16 protein-coding genes and 1 pseudogene are annotated in these 16,710 nt (G+C 66.8%); 13 read left to right on the top strand and 4 right to left on the bottom strand.

Annotated features, from left to right (window positions below; translation table 11 throughout):
* Positions 1–3: 3 nt before the first annotated feature.
* Together kynU and BM175_RS05805 are read right to left on the bottom strand one after the other, a co-directional pair.
* Positions 4–1,206, bottom strand: coding sequence for a kynureninase (kynU, locus tag BM175_RS05800; RefSeq protein WP_090960576.1), 1,203 nt, complete (start codon positions 1,204–1,206; stop codon positions 4–6).
* A gap of 80 nt (positions 1,207–1,286) precedes the next feature.
* Complete coding sequence (locus tag BM175_RS05805; RefSeq protein ID WP_244545889.1) at positions 1,287–2,348, bottom strand: phosphoesterase; 1,062 nt, start codon at positions 2,346–2,348, stop codon at positions 1,287–1,289.
* A gap of 185 nt (positions 2,349–2,533) precedes the next feature.
* Here BM175_RS05805 and BM175_RS23040 point away from each other — a divergent pair.
* Together BM175_RS23040 and BM175_RS22635 are read left to right on the top strand one after the other, a co-directional pair.
* Positions 2,534–2,755 (top strand): annotated as a pseudogene (locus tag BM175_RS23040) (DUF2171 domain-containing protein); the annotation flags it as partial.
* 152 nt (positions 2,756–2,907) lie between these two features.
* Positions 2,908–3,060 (top strand): hypothetical protein, encoded by a 153-nt coding sequence (locus BM175_RS22635; protein WP_175526772.1) that lies wholly within the window; start codon positions 2,908–2,910, stop codon positions 3,058–3,060.
* 33 nt (positions 3,061–3,093) lie between these two features.
* Here the strand turns inward: BM175_RS22635 and BM175_RS05815 are convergent, their stop codons facing one another.
* Complete coding sequence (locus BM175_RS05815; protein ID WP_090960585.1) at positions 3,094–4,425, bottom strand: MFS transporter; 1,332 nt, start codon at positions 4,423–4,425, stop codon at positions 3,094–3,096.
* 174 nt (positions 4,426–4,599) lie between these two features.
* Here BM175_RS05815 and cyoA point away from each other — a divergent pair, with 174 nt between their 5' ends.
* The 8 genes from cyoA (at position 4,600) to BM175_RS05855 (ending at position 12,386) form a co-directional block, all read left to right on the top strand.
* Entirely contained in the window at positions 4,600–5,841 is a 1,242-nt protein-coding gene (cyoA, locus tag BM175_RS05820; protein ID WP_090960589.1) for a ubiquinol oxidase subunit II, read from the top strand.
* 61 nt (positions 5,842–5,902) lie between these two features.
* Positions 5,903–7,909: a cytochrome o ubiquinol oxidase subunit I gene (cyoB, locus tag BM175_RS05825; RefSeq protein ID WP_090960592.1), complete on the top strand. Its 2,007-nt coding sequence runs from the start codon at positions 5,903–5,905 to the stop codon at positions 7,907–7,909.
* A 3-nt stretch (positions 7,910–7,912) separates the two neighbouring features.
* Positions 7,913–8,551: a cytochrome o ubiquinol oxidase subunit III gene (cyoC, locus tag BM175_RS05830; RefSeq protein ID WP_090960595.1), complete on the top strand. Its 639-nt coding sequence runs from the start codon at positions 7,913–7,915 to the stop codon at positions 8,549–8,551.
* Positions 8,548–8,934: a cytochrome o ubiquinol oxidase subunit IV gene (gene cyoD / locus BM175_RS05835; protein ID WP_090960597.1), complete on the top strand. Its 387-nt coding sequence runs from the start codon at positions 8,548–8,550 to the stop codon at positions 8,932–8,934. Before cyoC ends, cyoD begins: the two co-directional genes overlap by 4 nt.
* 14 nt (positions 8,935–8,948) lie before the next feature.
* On the top strand, positions 8,949–9,734 hold the full coding sequence (locus tag BM175_RS05840) for an SURF1 family protein (RefSeq protein WP_090960600.1): 786 nt from the start codon (positions 8,949–8,951) through the stop codon (positions 9,732–9,734).
* Entirely contained in the window at positions 9,731–11,089 is a 1,359-nt protein-coding gene (locus BM175_RS05845; RefSeq protein ID WP_342029203.1) for an ATP-binding protein, read from the top strand. The genes BM175_RS05840 and BM175_RS05845 overlap by 4 nt, the downstream gene beginning before the upstream one ends.
* Positions 11,086–11,616: a response regulator transcription factor gene (locus tag BM175_RS05850; protein ID WP_090960603.1), complete on the top strand. Its 531-nt coding sequence runs from the start codon at positions 11,086–11,088 to the stop codon at positions 11,614–11,616. Before BM175_RS05845 ends, BM175_RS05850 begins: the two co-directional genes overlap by 4 nt.
* A gap of 68 nt (positions 11,617–11,684) precedes the next feature.
* Positions 11,685–12,386 (top strand): HAD family hydrolase, encoded by a 702-nt coding sequence (locus tag BM175_RS05855; RefSeq protein WP_090960605.1) that lies wholly within the window; start codon positions 11,685–11,687, stop codon positions 12,384–12,386.
* 48 nt (positions 12,387–12,434) lie between these two features.
* Here the strand turns inward: BM175_RS05855 and BM175_RS05860 are convergent, their stop codons facing one another.
* Positions 12,435–13,487 carry a hypothetical protein gene (locus BM175_RS05860; RefSeq protein WP_090960607.1) on the bottom strand — a complete coding sequence of 351 codons (1,053 nt, stop codon included), beginning with the start codon at positions 13,485–13,487 and terminating at the stop codon, positions 12,435–12,437.
* Positions 13,488–13,784: 297 nt separating this feature from the next.
* Here BM175_RS05860 and BM175_RS05865 point away from each other — a divergent pair, with 297 nt between their 5' ends.
* The 3 genes from BM175_RS05865 to BM175_RS05875 all read left to right on the top strand — a co-directional run bounded on the left by BM175_RS05865 (position 13,785) and on the right by BM175_RS05875 (position 16,709).
* Positions 13,785–15,038 carry an ADP-dependent glucokinase/phosphofructokinase gene (locus tag BM175_RS05865; RefSeq protein ID WP_175526773.1) on the top strand — a complete coding sequence of 418 codons (1,254 nt, stop codon included), beginning with the start codon at positions 13,785–13,787 and terminating at the stop codon, positions 15,036–15,038.
* A 23-nt stretch (positions 15,039–15,061) separates the two neighbouring features.
* Entirely contained in the window at positions 15,062–15,835 is a 774-nt protein-coding gene (locus tag BM175_RS05870; RefSeq protein ID WP_090960611.1) for an SDR family NAD(P)-dependent oxidoreductase, read from the top strand.
* A gap of 64 nt (positions 15,836–15,899) precedes the next feature.
* Positions 15,900–16,709 carry a DeoR/GlpR family DNA-binding transcription regulator gene (locus tag BM175_RS05875; protein WP_090960614.1) on the top strand — a complete coding sequence of 270 codons (810 nt, stop codon included), beginning with the start codon at positions 15,900–15,902 and terminating at the stop codon, positions 16,707–16,709.
* The last annotated feature ends 1 nt before the right edge of the window (position 16,710 follow it).

The raw sequence follows: 16,710 nt of genomic DNA on the forward strand, positions 1-16,710 counted from the left end.
CGGTCAGGTCACCTTGTTTCGGCGGCGGAATTCCGGGCGGTCCCAGCGGCCGCTCGACAGGATATCGACGAGAATGGCCGCACCGCGCCGCACGTCGTCTTCGCCGAGGTAGAGTGGCGTGAAGCCGAAGCGAATGATGTCGGGGGCGCGATAGTCTCCGATCACGCCCTCCGCGATCAGCGCCTGCATCACCGCATAGCCTTCGGCATGGCGGAACGAGACCTGCGAACCTCGCCGTGACGCATCCTCGGGCGACGCCAGTTCCAGATCCGAAAGCGAGCGGTGGACCTCTGCGATGAAGAGGTTCCCGAGTTCGATCGAACGGGCACGCAGGGCCTGCATGTCGATCCCCTCCCAAACGTCGAGGGCGGCGTCCAGGGCGGCAAGCGCCACGACCGGCGGCGTTCCCACGCGCATGCGCTCGACGCCCGCGGCCGGGCGATAGGAGGGCTCGAAGGCGAAGGGCGAGTCGTGGCCGAACCAGCCGGACAAGGCCGGCCGCGCATCGTCGGCGAGCCGAGGCGCGACATAGATGAAGGCCGGCGCGCCGGGTCCCCCGTTCAGGTACTTGTAGGTGCAGCCGACCGCGAAGTCGGCATCCGCCCCGAGGAGGTCGATCGGCAGGGCGCCGGCGGAATGTGCGAGGTCCCAGATTGCGAGCGCGCCGACGTCATGAGCGCGGCGCGTCAACGCCGCCATATCGTGCAGACGGCCGGTGCGATAATCGACCTGCGTCAGCATCACGGCGGCGACGCTCCGGTCGATCGCGCCTTCGACGGCTTCCGGCTCGACGACGCGGAGCTCGTGGCCGCGGCCGAGCGAGGCGATCAGCCCCTGCGCCATGTAGAGGTCGGTCGGGAAGTTGCCGGTATCCGACAGGATGACATGTCGATCAGGCCGAAGTTCCAACGCCGATGCGAGCGCCTGGTAGACCTTGATCGACAGGGTGTCGCCCATGACGACCGTACCCGCCGGCGCGCCGATCAGCCGGCCGACGCGGTCGCCGACGCGGCGGGGCAGATCGACCCAGCCGGCGCTGTTCCAGGCCCCGATGAGCTGCCCGCCCCACTCACTGGCGATCACCTCCGCAACGCGTGGGCCGACGGCTTTCGGCAGCGCGCCGAGCGAATTGCCGTCGAGGTAGACGAGGCCGTCGGGAAGGTCGAACAGCGCGCGGGTGGCATGGAAGGGATCGATCGCGGACATGGGCTCCAGTCGCAGGGCTCGGGCCGACACGCGGCGCAAGGTCGAGGTCGGCTCTTCTTGCGACGGATGACCTTCGTCCTTCAAGGGGCGCCGACAGGCACCTGCAATTCCGCCCCGAAGCCAAGACGCTCGACGAACTCGTTCCAGTCCCGCGCCCGCAGGGCACCGCCGGACGCGGCGCGGTGGCCATTGCCGTACTGCTCGTCGGCACCGGTCGGTCGAACCTCGGCAAGGAAGGCCAGAATGTCCCGATCCGTCGCCGTGCGTGCGGCAAAGTGGACCCAACCCTCGCGATATCCTGTGTTGGCGGCCATGACGATCCGATCCTTGAGGCGCCCTCTCCAGGCCTGCGCGACAAGCGGATGGATCTGGCAGGGCGAGGAAAACCGCACGATCGCGACATCGCCAAGCACTTTCGGCGCCACCTTCCGTGCCTCATCGAATGCGGCCGCGACTTCGGACTTGGCCGCCAGAAGCGCAACCGTCTCATCGTGGGCGCCCGACAGCACGGCTTTCGGACCGTCCGCCTTCTCAAGAAGCGCGAATGCGGCTGACGCGTCGCCGCTGGCCGTGCGCCGCGGAGCATTGATCAGCGACGTCGCCTTGCGAAGTGCCGTGATGCCATAGTGTTGGCGCGCCGCGGCCATTTCGGGAAACCCCGCTTCGTCGGCAAGGTCGCCGATCAGGCCGATGGCTGCGAGCCACAGAAGACCGTCGGCTTCGCCCAGCGCCTTGGCGCAGCGATAGGCGAGGAGGCTGGAGGTGGGCACCGGATCGTCTCCGATGCCGCTGATCGCGACCGCGTTCCGGGGGTGCCCGGTCGGCACGTGATGATCGATCAAGATCGTCGGCACGTCCTCGCGCGGCAGGCGCTCGGCGACGCCGAGGTCGGCGATGACCAGTCCTCCGATGCGCTGCCCGGCGATCTCGGCGCGAAACGCATCGGAGTAAGCATTTTCGCCCTTTCCAATGATGCGCACCGTCGGTGGGTGACCGGCACGGGTCATGGCCGTCTTCAGGATCGCGCCGGCCGACAGCCCGTCGGCGTCGTTGTGGCAGACGAGGAGCGGGTTAGGGCCGAAGTGGCGCAGCGCCTTCGAGAACGCTTCCGGCTTGTCGAATTTTGCGTGTTCCTCAGTCACATCCATCCCTTCCGGCCCGCGCATCCGGATCACAACGCGCGCATCCGCTCCGCGCTCCGCGGCCGGCCGTCTCTTGGTCGGCCAAGAACTCCCCCGTCCTGGGCCGGAACCGCGCCTCCCGCACTCCCATTGCCAAACCACCGGAGCCGAGGCGCCGATGCCCGGCGGAGAACAAGGATAGATCGATGGTGGATCGCGGCAGCATTCGAGAGCACCAGGACGTGAAGGGTTCGGACGGCGGCCATGTCGGAACCGTCGACCATCTCGACGGAGACCGGATCAAGCTGACGAAGACGGACCCGGCCGCCGGTGGCGAGCATCACTTCCTGCATCTCGACAGCGTCGACAGGATCGATGGGGATACCGTGGTCCTCAACCGGACGACGGCAGAGGCACGGGACGAATGGGGCGTGGAAACCGTCGGGTCAGGGCCGAGCGAGGGCAACGCCCACGGCTCGCAACCGGGCTCGCCGACCGCCGGTCCCTGACCCGCTCAACGCGCTAACAAAAACGCCGGCGCCCCGAGGGGCGTCGGCGTCAATGCTTCAGGGAGATGTTCATGGACTCGATGCCCGAAGGTTCCGGCATTCTTCTTCGATTCTGGCGAGCCGTCTTTGGCGGCAGCGAGGCGGCTGGTATGACCAGACTAATGGTCTTTCTCGCCGGGTACATCCTGGTGATCGGCCTGTTCTTCGCCTTCGTCACCAGCTGACGAGACCAGCCGACCGACGTGCTGACGCCAGACTCAGACGGCGCGCAGCCGCATCTGCCGGTTCACGCGAAGGGCGATCAGCGTGCAGACCGCGCCGGACAGAAGGTAGACGCCGACCGCCGCGAGACCGAACCGGCTGGTCGCGCCGAGAGCGACCAGCGGCGCGAAACCGGCACCGATCAGCCAGGCCAGATCGGTTGTCAGCGCCGAGCCCGTGTAACGATCGCGGCCAGCGAAGTTGGACGCCACGGCACCGGCCGACTGGCCGTGCGAGAGTCCGAGAAGTGCAAAGCCGATCATGATGAAGGCGGTTTGGCTGGCGCTGCTGCCGCCCAAAAGGAAGGGCGTGGCCACGCTGAAGATCGCGATCGCAATCGCGCAGGCACCCAGATGCGTCCGACGTCCGATCCGATCGGCAATCGACCCCGAGAGTAGAATGCAGACGAGGCAGATAGCCGCACCGCCGAGCTGCATCAGCAGGAATTCGCCCGGAGAGCGGTTCGAGAAGATGTCGACGTAGGAGATCGGGAAGATCGTGACGAGATGGAACAGGGCGAAGCTCGCCAGCGGAACGAATGCGCCGACGAGGACGGCGCTCCCCTGGTTGGCGACGAGTTCCTTGACGCTGACCGGTGTCAGGTCCCGGCTCTCGTAGAGCTCGGCATATTCTTCCGTCGCGATCAGGCGCAGGCGGGCGAACAGCGCAACGACGTTGATCGTGAAGGCCACGAAGAACGGGTAACGCCAACCCCAGCCGAGGAAGTCCTCCGCTGCAAGGTTGAGGTAGAAGAAGGCGAACAGCGAGCTGGCGATGATGAAGCCGATCGGCGTGCCCAGCTGCGGCAGCATCGCATACCAGGCGCGGTGCTTTTCCGGTGCGTGCATCGCAAGCAGCGAGGCCAGACCGTCCCAGGCTCCACCGAGTGCGAACCCCTGCCCCAGGCGGAACACGACAAGCGCCACGACGGCCCATATGCCAGCGGACTGGTATCCCGGCAGGAATGCGATCGCCGCGGTCGAGCCGCCGAGAAGGAAGAGCGCGATCGTCAGCTTGACGCCGCGTCCGTGCCGGCGATCGACTTCCATGAAGAGGATCGAGCCGAACGGGCGGGCGATGAAGGCGAGACCGAAGACGGCGAAGGCGTAGAGCGTGCCGGTCAGCTTGTCGGCGAACGGAAACATCAGGGCCGGGAAGACGATCACCGACGCGATGCCGTAGACGAAGAAGTCGAACGACTCCGACGCGCGCCCGATCACGACGCCGATCGCCAGTTCGCCGGGCGATATGTGGCCGTCGGTCGAGACGAGACGGGCGTCGCGTTCCATTTCCGTGGACGAGGCCACTGACTGGTTCGGCGTCGACATGCCGCAGCTCCTGAGAATTGGGGCGTGATGCCCGCCCGCTAAATTTATGGCGTGCTCCGATGCCGAATAGGTCGCCCGCTGCATATTCGTCAAACGAAGCGCGGTTGGACAAAACGTCCAATCCCCATTCCGCACCGCAAAACATACATCGCGGCACAAGACATCGGGACTGAGATGGTCGTTTTGCTCCAGAGATCCTTGCGCGCCTTGGCCGTGTTGCCGCTTCTGCTCACCCTGGGCGGATGCAACCTTGTGGTGATGAATCCTTCGGGCTTCATCGCCAACCAGCAGGCCAATCTGATCCTCATCTCGACCGGCCTGATGCTTCTGATCATCGTGCCGGTGATCATCGCGACGCTGTTGTTCGCGTGGCGCTATCGGGCCAGCAACCCGGACGCGAAATACGACGGCGACTGGCATCATTCGACGCGCCTCGAGGTGCTGATCTGGACGGCGCCGCTGATGATCATCATCGCGCTCGGCGCGGTCACCTGGATCTCGACGCACCTCCTCGATCCCTACCGACCGCTCGACCGCATCGACGCCGTCCGCCCGGTGACCGCCGAAACCCCGCCGATCACGGTTGAGGTCGTCGCGCTCGACTGGAAGTGGATGTTCTTCTACCCCGAATACGGGATCGCGACGATCAACGAACTGGCAGCGCCAGTCGATCGGCCGATCAACTTCAAGATCACCTCCAGCGCGATCATGAACACCTTCTACGTGCCCGCGCTCGCCGGCATGATCTACGCGATGCCGGGCATGGAGACCAAGCTGCACGCCGTGATCAACAAGCCCGGCGTCTATGAGGGCATGTCGGCCAACTATTCCGGCGCCGGCTTCTCGAACATGCACTTCAAGTTCCACGGCCTGGCGCAGGGCGACTTCGACGCCTGGGTCCAGAAGGTCCGCACCGAGGGCCAGCCGCTCGACCGCGCGCGGTATCTCGAGGTCGAGAAGCCCAGCGAAGCGGAACCGGTGCACTACTATTCGAGCGTCGAGGACGGCCTCTACCAGGCGGTGCTCAACATGTGCACGGCGCCCGGGAAGATGTGCATGGACGAGATGATGCACATCGACATGCAAGGCGGTGCCGGCATCGAGAGCGCGGAGAACCGCGATCGTCTGATCTATGACGGCCACCGCAACCACGACGGCGCCGGACACGGTCCCGAAGGCTATGCCGGGGCGTCCGGCGGAAGCGAAGCACAGGGCGCGACCTTCCCCGCCTCCGGGCGCGAGTCCCGCTCCCAGGAGACCCCGGACGGCGTTGCCCCCATGGGCTCCTCCGGCGGCCAATCGGACAGCTCCGGTCACGAAGGCCACGGCGGCATGAACAGCATGAGCGGACACGAAGGTCACGGCGCCTCATCCGGCGGCGAGATCGCACCGAACCAACTGAACCAGACGAACTGACCGACGGCCGGGGTTCCTCCCAGCCCCGACTCGAAACAGCGCGAACCAGCGGATCCGACCGATGTTCTCCAATATGGATCTACAGCAACTGGTCTTCGGGCGCCTGACGCTCGATGCCATTCCCCTCCACGATCCCATCCTGATCGTGACGTTCAGCGTGGTCGCCATCGGCGGCACGGCGCTGGTCGCCGCGCTGACCTACTACAAACTGTGGGGCTATCTCTGGAAGGAGTGGTTCACCACCGTCGATCACAAGAAGATCGGCATCATGTACTGCATCCTGGCGATCGTGATGCTGCTGCGCGGCTTCTCCGACGCCATTCTGATGCGCACGCAGCAGGCCATCGCCTTCGGCGCGAACGAGGGATACCTCCCCCCGCACCACTACGACCAGATCTTCACCGCCCACGGCGTGATCATGATCTTCTTCGTGGCGATGCCGTTCATCACCGGCCTGATGAACTACGTCGTGCCCCTGCAGATCGGCGCGCGCGACGTCGCCTTTCCGTTCCTCAACAACTTCTCGTTCTGGATGACGGTCGGCGGCGCGGTGATGGTGATGTTCTCGCTCTTCGTCGGCGAGTTCGCGCGCACCGGCTGGCTGGCGATGCCGCCCTTGTCGGGACCGGCGTATAGTCCGGGCGTCGGCGTCGATTACTACATCTGGGCCCTGCAGATCGCAGGCGTCGGAACGCTCCTGTCGGGCATCAACCTGATCGTGACGATCGTGAAGATGCGCGCGCCCGGCATGACCATGATGAAGATGCCGGTCTTCACCTGGACCTCGCTCTGCACCAACGTCCTCATCGTCGCCGCCTTCCCGGTGCTCACGGCGGTGATGACGCTTCTCTCGCTGGATCGCTACGTCGGGACGAACTTCTTCTCGAACGATCTCGGCGGCAACCCGATGATGTACGTCAACCTCATCTGGATCTGGGGCCACCCGGAGGTCTACATCCTGATCCTGCCGGCGTTCGGCATCTTCTCCGAGGTCGTCTCGACCTATTCCTCGAAGCGTCTCTTCGGCTACGCCTCGATGGTCTACGCGACGGTCGTCATCACGATCCTCTCCTACCTCGTCTGGCTTCACCACTTCTTCACGATGGGCTCGGGCGCCAGCGTGAACTCGTTCTTCGGCATCACGACGATGATCATCTCGATCCCGACGGGCGCGAAGATCTTCAACTGGCTGTTCACGATGTATCGCGGGCGCATCCGGTTCGACGTGCCCATGCTCTGGAGCCTCGGCTTCATGGTCACCTTCGTGATCGGCGGCATGACCGGCGTGCTCCTTGCCGTTCCCCCCGCGGACTTCGTGCTGCACAACTCGCTGTTCCTGGTGGCGCACTTCCACAACGTCATCATCGGCGGTGTGCTGTTCGGCCTGTTCGCCGGCGTGAACTACTGGTTCCCGAAGGCCTTCGGCTTCAAGCTCGACGAGTTCTGGGGCAAGATGAGCTTCTGGTTCTGGCTCACCGGCTTCTGGTTCGCCTTCGCGCCGCTCTACGTGCTCGGCCTGATGGGCGTGACACGCCGCATGAACCACTTCGAGGATCCGTCGCTGCAGATCTGGTTCGTCATCGCGGCCTTCGGCGCCTTCCTGGTGGCGCTCGGCATCGCCTCGTTCCTCATCCAGATCTATGTGAGCATCAAGAACCGCGACAAGCTGCGCGACGTGACGGGCGATCCGTGGGGCGGACGCACGCTGGAATGGGCGACCTCCTCGCCTCCGCCGGCCTACAACTTCGCCTTCACGCCGATGATCCACGACGGCGATGCCTGGTGGGACATGAAGCGCCGCGGCTACGTCCGTCCGCTCACCGGCTTCCGTCCCGTCCACATGCCCGCGAACACGGGTGCGGGCGTGATCCTGGCCGGCCTGTCGGTGGCCTGCGGCTTCGCCCTCGTCTGGTACATCTGGTGGCTGGCCGCCCTGTCCTTCGTCGCCATCATCGGAACGACGATCGTGCACAGCTTCAACTACAAGCGCGATTTCTACATCCCGGCCGATGACGTGGCCCGGGCCGAGCAGGAGCGCACGCAGCTCCTGGCGACATCGGGAGTCTGATCGATGGCCCATGCAAACGCGGTGTCCGCTGCCGGCATCGAGAGCAACGAGCTGAAGTTCTACGTCGCGGAAGAGGAGGGCCACGCCGAGGGCGGCACCCTTCTCGGCTTCTGGCTCTACCTGATGAGCGACTGTCTCATCTTCGCCGTGCTCTTCGCCTGCTATGGCGTCTACGGGCGCTCCTACGCGGCCGGCCCCTCGGGGGCCGACCTCTTCGAGCTCGAACTCGTCGCCATCTCGACCGCCCTCCTCCTCGTGTCGTCGATCACCTACGGCATGGCGATGCTGGCGATGGAGAAGGGGTCCAAGGGGATGACGCTCGCCTGGCTCGCGGTGACCGGCGTCTTCGGCCTCGGCTTCCTCGGGGCCACGGCCTACGAGTTCCACCACCTGATCGAGATCGGCGCCGGTCCGCAGCGCTCGGCGTTCTTGTCCTCGTTCTTCGCGCTCGTCGGCACCCACGCGCTCCACGTCGCCTTCGGCGCGCTGTGGCTGGCCGTACTGATGGCGCAGGTCGTCTGGAAGGGCCTGATTCCGGAAAACCGCCGTCGACTGATGTGCCTGTCGATGTTCTGGCACTTCCTCGACGTCGTCTGGATCGGCGTCTTCTCCTTCGTCTACCTCATGGGGTCGCTGGCATGAGCGAGAAGCATCACGGGGCTCAGGTTGAGGTCCTGCACGACCACCACGAAGCCGGCCACGGCAGCTTCAAGGGCTATCTCACCGGCTTCATCCTGTCGGTCGTCCTGACGGCGATCCCGTTCTGGCTGGTGATGGGCGACGTCTTCGATTCGACCCGCGTCACAGCCTTCGTTGTCATGGCCTTCGCGGCGGTGCAGATCGTGGTCCACATGGTCTACTTCCTGCACATGAACACGAAGTCCGAAGGCGGCTGGAACATGCTGGCCCTGATCTTCACCGTGGTGATCCTGATCATCACGATCGCCGGTTCGCTGTGGGTCATGTACCACCTCAACACGAACATGATGCCGGCCATGCAGCACGATATGAGCCAGATGCCGTGACCGAGACCCGGCGCATGGCGCCGGGGCCGGACCCCACGAACCCGGCGGGGCGGCCTCGGAGCCGCCTTTCCCTTTTCATTCTCGGCCTGTCCGGGCTCTTTGTCTTCGCGGTCCTCTTGGTTCTCGGGATCTGGCAGGTCCAGCGACTGTCCTGGAAGCTCGATCTCATCCAGCGCGTCGAGGCCCGCGTCAACGCGCCGCCGGCTGCGCCCCCCTCCCCCGCGCAATGGGCCGCCTTCGACGGGCCGAGCGAAGAATATCGTCGCGTGCGGCTCGAAGGCTCCTTCCGCAACGACCGCGAGACGTTCGTCCAAGCCCTCACTGAGCTCGGATCGGGCTTCTGGGTGATGACGCCGTTCGTCATGACGGACGGTACGACGATCCTCGTCAATCGCGGCTTCGTGCCGGCGGACCGCCGTGATCCGGCGACCCGCGCCGCCGGGCAACAGCCGGGACCCGTGTCCATCACCGGACTCCTCCGCCTCGACGAGCCGGGGGGCGGCTTCCTGCGGTCGAACGATCCCGCCGCGGATCGCTGGTTCTCGCGCGACGTCGCGGCGATCGCCGAAAGGCGCGGGCTCGGGCCTGTCGCACCGTTCTTTATCGACCAGTCGGCCGGCGAGACGCCGGGCGGCATTCCCGTCGGCGGTCTGACCGTCGTCGCCTTCCGCAACCACCACCTCGTCTACGCGCTGACCTGGTTCGCGCTCGCCACCATGCTGGCCGGCGCCGGCATCTGGATCGCGCGCGACGAGCGCCGCCGCCGCACGGCGTGGCGCGTCGCGGAGGCCAGCCGATGAGCGCGCCCCTCGACAGCGCCGCGCCGGTTCCGCCCGCCACGCGCCTTGCCGAAATGCGCGCGCGTCTTCTTCACGGCGTCCCGCTCGAAGACTCAGCCGGGCGCAAGAATCTCCTGCTGCTCATCCAGCTGCGCTGGATCGCGGCGGCCGGGCAGATCGCCAGCATCGCCTTCGTCACGCTGTTTCTCGGCGTCACCGTGCCCATCGCGCCGATGCTCGGCGTCATCCTCGGGCTCGTCCTCCTCAACCTCGGTAGTCTCCTGCGCCTTCGCCTGAAGCGCGGCGTGACGAACCTCGAACTCTTCGCCGCGCTGCTCTTCGATGTCGCGGGGCTGACGACCCAGCTCTATCTCAGCGGCGGCGCCGCCAACCCCTTCACCTCGCTCTACCTTCTCCAGGTGACGCTCGGGGCGGTGCTCCTGAAGCCCTGGTCGTCGATCGCGCTCGTTCTGGTCACGGTGCTGTGCTTCGCCGGTCTCACGACGAACTACCGCCCGCTCGAATTCGTCGAGCAGGAGGGGCTTGGGCTGATGAGCCTGCACATCATCGGCATGCTCATCTGCTTCGCGCTGAACGCAGCGCTGCTGGTCGTCTTCGTCACGCGGATCGGCAACAACATCCGCGAGCGCGATGCGCGCCTTGCGGACCTGCGCCAGCACGCGGCGGAAGAGGACCACATCGTGCGCATGGGCCTTCTGGCCTCCGGAGCGGCGCACGAACTCGGCACGCCGCTCTCGACCCTCTCGATCATCCTCGGCGACTGGCGCCGAATGCCCTCGCTCACCGCCAACCCGGAACTCGCGGACGAGATCGAGGCGATGCAGGCCGAGGTCCGACGCTGCAAGTCGATCGTCACCCACATCTTGATGTCGGCCGGCGAGGCGCGCGGTCTCGAAGCGGGCATGACGACGATGCACCAGTTCCTCGACGGGCTGGCGGCCGACTGGCGTGCGACGCGGCCCAACGCAAACCTCCGCTACGAGAACAGCTTCGATCGCAACATGCCGATCGTCTCGGAATCGACGCTTCGTCAGGTCGTCTTCAACGTGCTCGACAACGCCTACGAGGTCTCGCCGGACCGCATCCTGTTCCATGCCGCCCGCGTCGGCGACCAGCTACGCCTCCGGGTCGAGGATCGCGGCCCCGGCTTCGACCCGGCGATCCTCGCCTCGCTCGGCAAGCCCTACCAGTCCACCAAGGGGCGCCTCGGAGGCGGGCTCGGCCTGTTTCTCGTCTTCAACGTCCTTCGCAAGCTCGGCGGCAACGTCCATGCCGAAAACCTGGCGAACGGCGGGGCGCTGGTCGAGCTGACCCTGCCGCTCGACGCCCTGTCGATCGAGGAGAACGCGACATGAGCGAACGCCTGCTGGTGGTGGTCGACGACGACGAGGCCTTCGCCAAGACGCTGAAGCGATCGTTCGAGCGCCGCGAATACGAGGTCGTTGTGGCGCCAGATGCCGAGGCGCTCCGCGCGTTCCTGACGGAGCGCACGCCCGGCTTTGCGGTCGTCGACCTGAAACTTGCCGGAAGCTCCGGTCTCGCCTGCGTCGAGATGCTGCACGAGCATGACCCCGACATCCTGATCGTCGTCCTGACGGGCTTTGCCAGCATCGCGACGGCGGTCGAGGCGATCAAGCTCGGCGCCTGCCACTACCTTGCCAAGCCCGCCAACACCGACGACATCGAGGCCGCCTTCGGGCGCGGCGCCGGTGATGCGAACGTGCCGCTGACCAACCGTCCGACTTCGATCAAGACGCTGGAATGGGAGCGCATCCACGAGGTGCTGGTCGAAACCGACTTCAACATCTCCGAGGCCGCGCGGCGCCTCGGCATGCATCGCCGCACGCTGGCGCGAAAGCTCGAGAAGCGCCCGATCAAGTGACGGCGCCGCCCGTCCGCGCTATGGAGCCGGGTGCCGAACGCGGCGCGACGCAACCGGGATAGACGACGATGACCGAGACGACCGCCTCGACCTCGACACCAATCGAGGCGCTTCTCTTCGACCTCGATGGCACGCTGGCGCACACCGATCCCCTGCATCTCGTCGCCATGCGCGCGCTTCTGGAGGACGAGGGACTGGCGATCGACGAGGAGACCTTCGTCCGCCGCGTATCCGGCCAGCCGAACGATGCGGTCGGCCGCTATCTCTTCCCCGACCGCACGGCCGAAGAGCATCGCGACTTCATCGACCGCAAGGAAGCGCGGTTTCGCGACATGGCGGGCGAGTTGAAGCCGCTGGCGGGCGTCGTCGCCTTCATCGACCGGGCGCGCGCCGACGGTTTGCGCATCGCGCTCGTCACCAACGCGCCCCGCAAGAACGTCGCCTTCATGCTGGAGACGCTGGGGATCGCCGACCGGTTCGAGATCCGCATCTACGGTGACGAACTGGAGCGCGGCAAGCCCGACCCCCTGCCCTACCGGCTCGCGCTGGAGGCGTTCGGACTGACGCCGCATCAGGCGATCGCGTTCGAGGATTCGCTGCCGGGGCTAGCCGCGGCGAAGGGAGGCGGCCTCGTCTGCGTCGGGATCGCGACCAGCCGTTCGGTCGAGGAACTCACCGCCGCCGGGGCGGACTTCGCGGTCGAGGATTTCACCGACGCGTCGGTCGTCGCCCTCCATGACCGGCAGAACTGGAACCGCACTACGGCCTGAAACGGGACGCGCGCCGCCGGGGAGATCGGCGGCGCGCGAAGGCGAACGTCAGGCGGCGCGAAGCGTCGCGGCCGGCTGGAGGTTCGCCTCGGTGACGGTGCGGTCGTCCTCCAGCGAGCGGGCCGCCTGAAGGCCGCCCTTCTGGAGTTCGCCGTGATAGGCGCGCACGGCCTCGTCCGGCGTCAGCGCGCCGTCGGCGACCTGACGCATCATCGAGACCATCGCCAGCGGATCCTCGGCCAGGTTGATCTTGCGGCCGAAGAGGGCGACGCGGGCGCCGTACTTCTCGGCCTGCGCGACCAGTTCGAACGTGTCGCGCGCGGTGCCGGCACCGCCGCCGAGCACGCCGACGACCAGCGTCGAATCGAAGCTCGCAAGCTCCTCGAGCGCCTTCGGACCGTTGTAGACGATCTTCAGGAATTCCGGCCGGTCGGCCTTCGAGACGCCCGCCAGAGACCGCAGGATGCAGTCGTTCATGTATTCGCCGAGCGCGTCGCGATCGAGGTCGAGCGGCACGTTCGGGTTGAACACCTCGTAGAAGTACTTGAACTCGTTGGCCGCCGCCTCGCGGCGGAACTCGGCGAACGCCTCCAGCGACTCGATGTCGGCGGCGAGATCGTTGTTGAAGGTCACGGAATACAGACCGAGATCGGTGCCCTTCACCGGCGCGCCCGGCTGCGGGAAGGTCGACCCGTAGCGCACGCGCGACAGCTCGGCCGTGCGGAACGGCAGCGACGGGGCCCGCGTGTAGCGCTGGTGGCGCATGCCGCCCCAGCAGTCGGTCGTCTCGTTCGCGCGGATCGCCGGCTTCACGGCGCTGCCGTCGAAGGCGCCCCGCTCGTGCAGTTCGTCGAGGTTGGAGACCGACACCAGCATGATGTCGACGACGTCCTGGCGGATGATCGCCTCGATGGCGTCGAGAAATTCCTGGCGCGTGCGGCGGCGTCCCTGCGTTCCGTCCGGATTGCGCAGGAAGCCGGTGCCGCCGACACCCGATCCCATGTCGCTGTCCTTGGCGTCGGCGATGATGAAATCCGACCGGCTGTAGCGCCCGGCGCGAATGTTCTGAAGCTTCTGGTCCAACCGGAGCACGGCGGTCATCCTCGGATCGTTGACGGGGTGCGCGCTCGGTTCGCGGACCGGACGTGCGACGCCGCAAGGTATAACTCCAAATTGTTTCATCGGAAATCTTTTTCTTCCAAATCTGCAGCGCGCTTCAGCGAGCCGACATTTGCGCTCTCGACGCATCAGAGGAGCGTCCTCCGGCCATCGACGCCCCTCTCCGCCCTCGCAGCCGCAGCATGAGGATGCTGCACGACAATGACGTTTTATGGTTGACCCCAGCCTCGCTTCCGCATGTTCCTGACGCGGATTGACGTGATCCTGCGGAGAGTTTCCATGCACGACAGCGAAGCCGACTGGCGTGCCGCCTACGAGAGTCTGGTCCGCCGCCTGCCCGGCATGGCGCGCAGCGCCCGGCTGACGCTCTGCGGCATGAGCGCGTGCGTCGATGCCAGGATCGATCTGTCGAACGCGGCCGCTCTCTGGACGGCGGACCATCCGGATGCTGCCGCCTTCGCGTCGATGCTGAAGGATCGCGTCGCGCGCGGCGTCGGCGGCGAGGTGCGCGTCGAGTGGCCTGCCGGCCCCGCGTGGCTCGCCGAACACGTACCGGCCCGCTACGCGCTCGGCGGTGTCGGCCCGCAGGCCGGATGGGTGCTGACGACGCTCGGCGCTCCAGCGATCGTCAACCTGTCGGACCGCAGCGCCCACATGCTGGCGCGCCTGCCCGGGAACCTGCTGCTGGCCGAGGGCGAGCGCACGGTGCGGGCGCGGTCGGTCCAGCCGCGCGGGGCGCGGCGGCCGGACATCTACATCTTCGAGTACACGGCGGGACGCGCCGTCGGCGACTGCATGCCGAACCGCTCGTCGCGCATCATCGTGCGCTTCGGCGATCCCGGCCTCGAGAAGGACGCGGCCTTCGACGGGCTGACGCCGCACCTCGCGCCGGAGGCCGGGACCGGCCTCGTCGCGGGCTTCAACTGCGTGCCGCCGGCCGATCTCGACGACGAGCTCGCTCGGGTATTCTCGCTGACGCGGCGCTGGCGCGACGCGGGCCTCTCCACCGTGCACCTCGAGATGAGCACCTTCGAGGATGCGGCCTTAAGAGATCGCGTGCTCGACGGCGCTCGGGGTGCCGTGACCTCGCTTGGCATGAGTCATTCGGAATTGCGCGATCTCGCGCCCGGCGTCGCCGACGCCGACATGGCCTCGACGATGCGGACGCTCGGCGAGCGCCTGGGGCTCGATCGCGTCTGCGTCCATGCCGACCACTGGGCGCTGACCGTCACGCGGCGCGATGCGGACGTCGAGCGCGAGGCGCTGATGGCCGGTTGCCTCGTCGCCAGCACGCGGTCGATGGCCGGGCAGCCCGCCGTGCCGGAGGGCGTGGCGGACGGTGCGACGTTCCATCGCCCGCCCGTCCGAGACGGGGCGCTCGGCGGCGGCTGGACCTCGGTCGCCGTCCCAAGCCCCTATCACCCTGCACCCCTCACCACGCTTGGGCTCGGCGACACGTTCACCGCCGGTTGCCTCCTCGTTCTCGGCTCGGCGGGCAGTGCCGGCCGCCAGCGAATCCGCCAACGCGCCTGACCGCGCGACATCAGGACAGTGCCATGTATCGCGAGAAATCCGACCTTTCCGGCCGCGCCGCCTTCATCACCGGCGGCGGGCGCGGCATCGGCCTGTGCACCGCCGAAGCCCTTCTGGAGCATGGCGCGCGCGTCGTGATCTCCGACCGCGACCCGGCCGTTCTGGAGGCCGGGCGCGCAGAACTCGCGGAGAAGGGTTGGGAGATCGATGCCGTCACGCTCGACGTTACGGACTCCAAAGCCGTCGCCCGCGCCGCCGCGGACGCCAACGAGCGCCACGGGGGCATCGACATCCTGATCGCCAACGCCGGCATCGCCTGGCCGGACACGCCGGGCGAAAGCATGACCGACGAGGTCTGGCACAAGGTCGTCGATGTGGACCTCAACGGCTGCTACTGGTCGTGCCGCGAGTTCGGACGCGCCATGCTGGAGCGCGGGCGGGGTTCGATCGTCACGGTCGGCTCGATGTCGGGCCTCATCTCCAACAAGCCGCAGCGGCAGGTGCACTACAACGCTGCGAAAGCCGGCGTGCACCACATGACGCGCTCGCTCGCGGGCGAGTGGGCTCCGCGCGGCGTGCGCGTCAATTCGGTCGCGCCGACCTATGTTGACACGGCCATGTCGCGCGGCGGCTTCACCGACGACGCCTTGATGCCGACCTGGATGGCGTCGACCCCGATGAACCGCCCGGCGCGCGCCGACGAGATCGCCTCCGCGATCCTGTTCCTCGCCACGGACGCGTCGAGCGCGATGACGGGATCGATCGTAACGGTGGATTGCGGCTACACCATTTGGTAACCAAACCTCACCTCGCATTGCAGCACGGCGGGGGCGCATCGCGAAGACCCTCATAGGATCACCCATGGACGCCCCCACCAAACGCGTCGAGATCATTCCCGCCAAGCGGCGCGCGATGATCCTTGACTACCTGAAGGTCAACGGGACGGCCTCGATCGGCGAGCTCACCGAGGCGATCGGCGGCTCGCAGTCCACGATCCGCCGCGACCTCGAACAGCTGACCGAGGGCGGCTATCTCGAGCGCACGCACGGCGGTGCGCTGCTCGTGCCCCCCTTGCGCGCCACGTTCGAGCGCGAGCCGGCGCTCAACGCCCACTACCAGCACCGCCAAAAGGCGGCGATCGGCCAGGAGGCGGCGACACGCCTCAAAGGCGGTGAGAGCGTGATCTTCGATTCCAGCTCGACCGTGATCGAGGTGGTGCGGGCGACCGCCCTCCGTCGTCTGCCCCTTACCGTCGTCACCAACAATATCGAGATCGCGCGGATCGGCTCCAGCGTGCCGGAATGGCGGGTGATCGTCACCGGCGGCACCTTGCGGCCTGGCGGAGACCTCCTGACCGGCCAGCCCGGCGAGCCGTTCTTCGAGACGATCCATGCCGACGTCTGCTTCACCGGCGCCTATGCCGTGACCGGACAGATCCTGACCGACGCCTCGATGGAGATCGCCTCGATCAAGCGGGCGATGATCCGCTCGGCGCGGCGCACGATTCTCCTCGTCGACAGCACCAAGTTCCAGGCGCCCGCCTTCTGCACCTTCGCCCAGCTGTCGCAGATCTCCGAAGTCATTACCGACCAGGGCGTCGACGCCGATATCGCGTCCAGCCTGCGCGCCAGCGGCACGGAGCTCACCGTCGTTCCCCTGTCAGGCGACTGAC

This window comes from Aureimonas phyllosphaerae (assembly GCF_900113065.1).
GTDB lineage: Bacteria > Pseudomonadota > Alphaproteobacteria > Rhizobiales > Rhizobiaceae > Aureimonas > Aureimonas phyllosphaerae.

Bases quoted from the DNA above. Each gene is read 5' to 3' on its own strand.
- kynU (WP_090960576.1), bottom strand. From the start codon at position 1,206: ATGTCCGCGATCGATCCCTTCCATGCCACCCGCGCGCTGTTCGACCTT.
- BM175_RS22635 (WP_175526772.1), top strand. From the start codon at position 2,908: ATGGACTCGATGCCCGAAGGTTCCGGCATTCTTCTTCGATTCTGGCGA.
- BM175_RS05815 (WP_090960585.1), bottom strand. From the start codon at position 4,425: ATGTCGACGCCGAACCAGTCAGTGGCCTCGTCCACGGAAATGGAACGC.
- cyoA (WP_090960589.1), top strand. From the start codon at position 4,600: ATGGTCGTTTTGCTCCAGAGATCCTTGCGCGCCTTGGCCGTGTTGCCG.
- cyoB (WP_090960592.1), top strand. From the start codon at position 5,903: ATGTTCTCCAATATGGATCTACAGCAACTGGTCTTCGGGCGCCTGACG.
- cyoC (WP_090960595.1), top strand. From the start codon at position 7,913: ATGGCCCATGCAAACGCGGTGTCCGCTGCCGGCATCGAGAGCAACGAG.
- cyoD (WP_090960597.1), top strand. From the start codon at position 8,548: ATGAGCGAGAAGCATCACGGGGCTCAGGTTGAGGTCCTGCACGACCAC.
- BM175_RS05840 (WP_090960600.1), top strand. From the start codon at position 8,949: ATGGCGCCGGGGCCGGACCCCACGAACCCGGCGGGGCGGCCTCGGAGC.
- BM175_RS05845 (WP_342029203.1), top strand. From the start codon at position 9,731: ATGAGCGCGCCCCTCGACAGCGCCGCGCCGGTTCCGCCCGCCACGCGC.
- BM175_RS05850 (WP_090960603.1), top strand. From the start codon at position 11,086: ATGAGCGAACGCCTGCTGGTGGTGGTCGACGACGACGAGGCCTTCGCC.
- BM175_RS05855 (WP_090960605.1), top strand. From the start codon at position 11,685: ATGACCGAGACGACCGCCTCGACCTCGACACCAATCGAGGCGCTTCTC.
- BM175_RS05860 (WP_090960607.1), bottom strand. From the start codon at position 13,487: ATGACCGCCGTGCTCCGGTTGGACCAGAAGCTTCAGAACATTCGCGCC.
- BM175_RS05865 (WP_175526773.1), top strand. From the start codon at position 13,785: ATGCACGACAGCGAAGCCGACTGGCGTGCCGCCTACGAGAGTCTGGTC.
- BM175_RS05870 (WP_090960611.1), top strand. From the start codon at position 15,062: ATGTATCGCGAGAAATCCGACCTTTCCGGCCGCGCCGCCTTCATCACC.
- BM175_RS05875 (WP_090960614.1), top strand. From the start codon at position 15,900: ATGGACGCCCCCACCAAACGCGTCGAGATCATTCCCGCCAAGCGGCGC.